This window comes from Bradyrhizobium sp., assembly GCF_028868675.1.
Classification (GTDB): Bacteria; Pseudomonadota; Alphaproteobacteria; order Rhizobiales; family Xanthobacteraceae; genus Bradyrhizobium.
The window spans coordinates 1-5,568 of record NZ_JAGWUA010000257.1 but is presented as its reverse complement, the minus strand read 5'-3'; the positions used below and the strand labels follow the sequence as shown (position 1 = coordinate 5,568).

Here is a 5,568-nt window from a genome sequence, read left to right as displayed (position 1 = left end):
TCGCCAACAACGGCATCCTGTTCAGCGAGAGCTCGCTGAAGGGCGCGCATTTCATCGAGCTGTGCTGCCAGCGCGGCATTCCCCTGGTGTTCCTGCAGAACATCACCGGCTTCATGGTCGGCAAGAAATACGAGGCCGGCGGCATCGCGCGCGACGGCGCCAAGCTGGTCACGGCGGTTGCGACCGCCTCGGTGCCGAAATTCACGGTGGTGATCGGCGGCTCCTACGGCGCCGGCAACTACGGCATGTGCGGCCGCGCCTATGAGCCGCGCTTCCTCTGGATGTGGCCGAATGCGCGCATCTCGGTGATGGGCGGCGAGCAGGCCTCCATGGTGCTGAGCCAGGTGCGGCGCGACAACATCGAGGCCAAGGGCGAGAGCTGGTCGAAGGAGGAGGAAGAGAAATTCCGCGCCCCCATCCGCGCCCAGTATGAGAGCCAGGGCCATCCCTACTACGCCACGGCGCGGCTGTGGGACGACGGCGTGATCGATCCGGCCGACACGCGGCTCGTGCTCGGGCTCGGCCTCTCGGCGGCGGCGAATGCGCCGATCGCGCCCACCAAGTTCGGCCTGTTCAGGATGTGACGATGGATCGTTCGAACCTTTACCGGCGTTTTCACACGCTGCTGATCGCCAACCGCGGCGAGATCGCAGCCCGCGTCATCCGCACCGCGCGCGCGATGGGCTTGCGCACCGTGGCTGTCTATTCCGAGGCCGACCGCGACGCCATGCATGTGGCACTTGCCGACGAGGCCGTGCTGCTGGGGCCGGCGAGGGCACGCGACAGCTATCTCAATGTCGAGCGGCTAATCGAAGCCGCACGCAAGACCGGCGCGGAAGCCGTGCATCCCGGCTACGGCTTCCTGTCGGAGAATGCCGAGTTCGCGCAGGCCTGTCTGAAGGCCGGGCTCGTCTTCGTCGGCCCGACTGCCGAGATGATGACGGCGATGGGCTCGAAGTCCGGCTCCAAAGCGCTCATGGAGAAGGCCGGGGTGCCGTTGGTGCCCGGCTATCACGGCGAGGCCCAGGACGAGGCGACGCTATCGAAGGCCGCCGACAAGATCGGCTTTCCGGTGTTGGTCAAGGCGTCGGCCGGCGGCGGCGGCCGCGGCATGCGCATCGTGCGCTCCGCGGCCGAGTTGGGCCCCGCGATCGTCAGCGCCAAGCGCGAGGCCAAGGCCGCGTTCGGCGACGACACCATGCTGATCGAAAAGTACGTCGACAACCCCCGTCACATCGAGGTGCAGATCATCGGTGACAGCCACGGCAATCTGCTGTCGCTGTTCGAGCGCGAATGCACGCTGCAGCGGCGGCACCAGAAGGTGATCGAGGAAGCGCCGTCGCCGACGCTCGATGCCGCCCAGCGCGAGACGGTGTGCGCGGCGGCGCGCAAGGCGGCCGGCGCGGTGAACTATGTCGGCGCCGGTACGATCGAGTTCGTCTCCGACGGCAAGGACGTGTTCTTCATCGAGATGAACACCCGCCTGCAGGTCGAGCATCCCGTGACCGAACTGATCACCGGGATCGACCTCGTCGAGTGGCAGTTGCGCGTCGCCTTCGGCGAGGCGCTGCCGTTGAAGCAGAACGAGATCCGCCTCAACGGCCATGCCGTCGAGGCGCGCCTGTACGCCGAGAACCCCAACAAGAACTTCATGCCGTCCGTGGGGCGAATTGCGACCTGGCGCCTGCCGGACGAGACCGGGGGCCTGCGCATCGACGCCGGTTATCGCGAGGGCGATGCGGTCTCGCCCTATTACGACGCGATGCTGGCCAAGATGATCGCATGGGCCCCGACGCGCGATGCGGCGATCGAGCGATTGAACCGCGGGCTGGAGCATTCCGACGTCCGCGGCATCGTCACCAACATCCCGTTCCTGTCGGCGCTGATGTCGCATCCGAAGGTGCAGGCAAACGCGATCGATACCGGCTTCATCGAACGCGAGCTCGCGGTGCTGACGCCGGCCGCGGCCACGCCGGGCGAACTCGAGCTGTGCGCGGCTGTGGCGGCGATCGTCAACGACGAGCGCCAGGTCGCGAAGGACGAGGCGAATTCGCCGTGGCAGACCTTCGGCTGGATGCCGGTCGGGCGGCGGCGGCGCAAGTTTGCCTTCCGCGTCGGCCATGGGCCCGAGCATAGGATCACGCTGAACTACGGCAGCGGTCCCTCGACGCTGGAGATCGGCGAGCGCGAGCTGGCGTTTTCCATCGCGCCGCTGGACGGCGGCTTCGACCTGACGCTGGACGGCGTCAAGTCGGCGGTCTCGGCCGTGATCGAGGGCCACGAACTGTACTTGCGCACCCGCAACGGCCGCTTCGAGCTGCACTGGGTCGACCCGTTCGGCGGCGACACCGAGGAGCAGGTCGGCGAGGACAAGATCGCCGCGCCGCTGCCGGGAACGGTGGTCGCGGTGCTGGCGGAGGAGGGCGCCAGGCTCGAAAAGGGCGCGCCGATCCTGACACTGGAGGTGATGAAGATGGAGCAGACGCTGCGCGCGCCGTTCGCGGGCGTGCTCAAGGCCATCAAGTGCAAGGTCGGCGACATCGTGCAGGAGGGCGTCGAGCTCGCCGAGGTCGAGCCGATCGGCGAGTAGGGACATGAGCGAAGAGGTCCGCATCATCGAAATGGGCCCGCGCGACGGCCTGCAGAACGAGAAGACGCCGGTCAGCGTCGATGCGCGCATCGCCTTCGTCGCTGCGCTGGTGGCGGCGGGGCTGCGCACCGTCGAGGTCGGCGCGTTCGTCTCGCCCAAGGCGATCCCGCAGATGGCGAGCTCGGATCAGGTGCTGCGCGGCGTCAGCCACCTCACGAACGCCGAATTCCACGTGCTGGTGCCGAACGAAAAGGGCTATGAGGCCGCGCGCGCCGCCGGCGCGCAGGTGGTGTCGGTGTTCGCTGCGGCGTCGGAAGGATTTTCGCGAGCCAACATCAATTGTTCGGTGGCGGACTCGATCGAGCGCTTCAAGCCGGTGCTTGCGCGCGCCAAGGCCGACGGCGTCAGGGTGCGCGGCTATGTTTCCTGCGTGCTGGGCTGTCCGTTCGACGGCGAGATCAAGCCCAAAGCGGTTGCCGATCTCGCCCGCACCTTGTGGGATCTCGGCTGCTACGAGATTTCGCTCGGCGACACCATCGGCGTCGGTACGCCGACCAGGGCCAGGGCGATGCTGCGCGCGGTCGGAGCCAACATCCCGATGGCGGCGCTCGCAATGCATTTCCACGACACCTACGGCCAGGCGCTCGCCAATCTCTATGCCGGCATGGAGGAGGGCGTCCGCGTGATCGATGCCGCCGCCGGCGGGCTCGGCGGTTGTCCCTATGCCCCCGGCGCCACCGGCAACGTCGCGACCGAGGACGTCGTCTACATGCTGGAGGGCATGGGAGTGAGGACCGGCGTCGACATGGACCGGCTGCTGGCGGCGACCAACGAGATCAGCCGCCTGCTCGGCCGTCCGCCGGCGAGCCGCGTGGCCTCGGCGCTGAACGCGAAGAAGCGAATGGCGAATAGGGAGTAGCGCATAGGGAGCGATGCCACTCGCTATTCGCCCATTACCGGCTCCCATCCGGCCCCATCACCAGGTCCGGCAGCCAGGTCGAGATCTCCGGCACGAAGCACAGCAGCAGTACCGCGCCCATCATCAGCAGCACGAACGGCAGCGTGCCCCAGATCACCTCGCTCAGGGAGATGTCGGGCGCGACGTTGCGGATGACGAAGATGTTCAGCCCCACCGGCGGGTGGATCAGCCCCATCTCCATCACGATGGTCATGACCACGCCGAACCAGATGATGTCGAAATTGGCGGCGCGCAAGGGAGGCAGGATGATCGGCGCGGTCATCAGGATGATCGAGACCGGCGGCAGGAAGAAGCCGAGGACGATCACCATGGCGAGGATCGCGAACAGGAGGCCCCAGCGCGGCAGGTGCATCGCCACGATGGATTCGGCCGCCGATTGCGAGATGTGCAGATAGCTCATCACGTAGGAATAGAGCAGCGACATGCCGATGATCATCATCAGCATGGTGGACTCCCGGATGGTCGACTTCATGATCGGACCGAGGTCGCTCGGCCGCCACACGCCGTAGATCGCCGCAATCAGCCCCAGCGCCAGAAGACCGCCGAGGCCGGCGGTCTCCGAGGGCGTGGCGTAGCCGCCATAGAGCGCGATCATGACGCCGGTGAGCAGCAGCACGAACGGGATCACCCGCGGCAGCACGCTGAAGCGCTCGGCCAGCGAATACTCGTCGCGGGTGAGGATCGCCGTCGCCGCGCCGCCTTTCTTGTAGGCGGCTTCGGCCGCGGCATATTCCCGACGGAAGCGGATCACGGCGTAGCTGCCGAACAACGTCACCAGCAGCAGCCCGGGGCCGATGCCCGCGAGGAACAGCCGGCCGAGCGACTTCTCGGCGGCCACCGCGAACAGGATCATGGTGATCGAGGGCGGCAGGAGGATGCCGAGCGTGCCGCCGGCGGCGATGATTCCGGCGGCAAAGCCGCCGGAATAGCCGCGCTTGCGCATCTCCGGGATGCCGGCCGAGCCGATCGCCGAGCAGGTCGCGGGCGAGGAGCCCGCCATGGCCGCAAACAGCGCGCAAGCAAACACGTTGGCGACGCCGAGCCCGCCCGGCACGCGATGCAGCCAGGCATGCAGGGCCGAGTAGAGGTCCTGGCCCGCACGCGACTTACCGATCGCGGCACCCTTCAGGATGAACAGCGGAATCGACAGCAGCGTGATCGAGGCCATCTCCTCGTAGACGTTCTGCGTCACCGTATCGAGGGAGGCCGTGGGCATGTAGATGCCCATGAACACGATCGCCACCGCGCCGAGCGCGAACGCGATCGGCATGCCCGAGAACATCACGAGCAGCGTCGCAAGACCGTAGGACAGTCCGATGCCGAACACGCTCATCGCCGCGCCGCTCCGGTGAAGGGCAAGGCGAGCTGCACGATGATCTGCAGGCAGAGCAGGCTCATGCCGACCGCCATCAGGAAGTAGGGGATGGCGAGCGGCGGCGACCACATGGAATTCGAGACCTGGCCGTCGACGTAAGCCTCGTGCGCGAGCGTCCAGGATTTCCAGGTGAAGAACGCGCAGAACAGCAGCGTGACCGCATCGACCAGCCAGAGGCGGATGCGGTTGGCGAGCGGCGAGAGCAGCCCGACGAAGGCCTCGATGCCGATATGGCCGCGATGCTGCTGCACATAGGCCGCCGTCATGAATGTCGCGCCGACCAGCAGGAACACCGCGGCCTCGTCCTGCCAGTAGTTGGCGGCCTTGAACAGCGCGCGGCTCAGCACGCTGTAGCTCAGGATGGCGCAGGCCGCGACCAGCGCGATCGCGGCGAGTGCGACGATGATGCTGTTGCAGACGGCGAGACCGCGATCGACCGCTGCCGCGAGGCTTTCGCCCGCGGCAGCGGCGGTCCGGTCGTCACGGTCCGGAAGCGGACCGTGGATCATGCCGCGACGTCGGAGGCGAGCTTCAAGAGGTTGGCCGCGGTCGCGGTCTTCGCGCCATAGTCCTTCCAGGCGGTGTCGCGCGCGATGTCGCGCCATTTGCCGACGGTCGCGGCAT

Annotated in this window: 5 protein-coding genes and 1 pseudogene; 3 read left to right on the top strand and 3 right to left on the bottom strand. The window is 67.3% G+C overall.

Annotated elements, in window-relative coordinates; all coding sequences use genetic code 11:
* The 3 genes from KGM94_RS22955 to KGM94_RS22945 all read left to right on the top strand — a co-directional run.
* A partial coding sequence (locus KGM94_RS22955; protein ID WP_300264406.1) for a carboxyl transferase domain-containing protein occupies positions 1-584 on the top strand: 584 nt, incomplete at its 5' end.
* 2 nt (positions 585-586) lie between these two features.
* Entirely contained in the window at positions 587-2,590 is a 2,004-nt protein-coding gene (locus KGM94_RS22950; protein ID WP_300264404.1) for an acetyl/propionyl/methylcrotonyl-CoA carboxylase subunit alpha, read from the top strand.
* A 4-nt stretch (positions 2,591-2,594) separates the two neighbouring features.
* A complete protein-coding gene (locus tag KGM94_RS22945; RefSeq protein ID WP_300264402.1) occupies positions 2,595-3,509 on the top strand; it encodes a hydroxymethylglutaryl-CoA lyase in 915 nt (304 codons plus the stop codon).
* A 34-nt stretch (positions 3,510-3,543) separates the two neighbouring features.
* On the opposite strand, the gene KGM94_RS22940 is transcribed toward KGM94_RS22945, so the two are convergent.
* The 3 genes and pseudogenes from KGM94_RS22940 to KGM94_RS22930 all read right to left on the bottom strand — a co-directional run.
* Positions 3,544-4,902 carry a TRAP transporter large permease gene (locus KGM94_RS22940; RefSeq protein ID WP_300264401.1) on the bottom strand — a complete coding sequence of 453 codons (1,359 nt, stop codon included), beginning with the start codon at positions 4,900-4,902 and terminating at the stop codon, positions 3,544-3,546.
* Positions 4,899-5,453 (bottom strand): TRAP transporter small permease, encoded by a 555-nt coding sequence (locus tag KGM94_RS22935; protein ID WP_300264399.1) that lies wholly within the window; start codon positions 5,451-5,453, stop codon positions 4,899-4,901. The genes KGM94_RS22940 and KGM94_RS22935 overlap by 4 nt, the downstream gene beginning before the upstream one ends.
* Positions 5,450-5,568, bottom strand: a pseudogene (locus tag KGM94_RS22930) (C4-dicarboxylate ABC transporter); the annotation flags it as partial. The gene KGM94_RS22935 and the pseudogene KGM94_RS22930, both read right to left, overlap by 4 nt.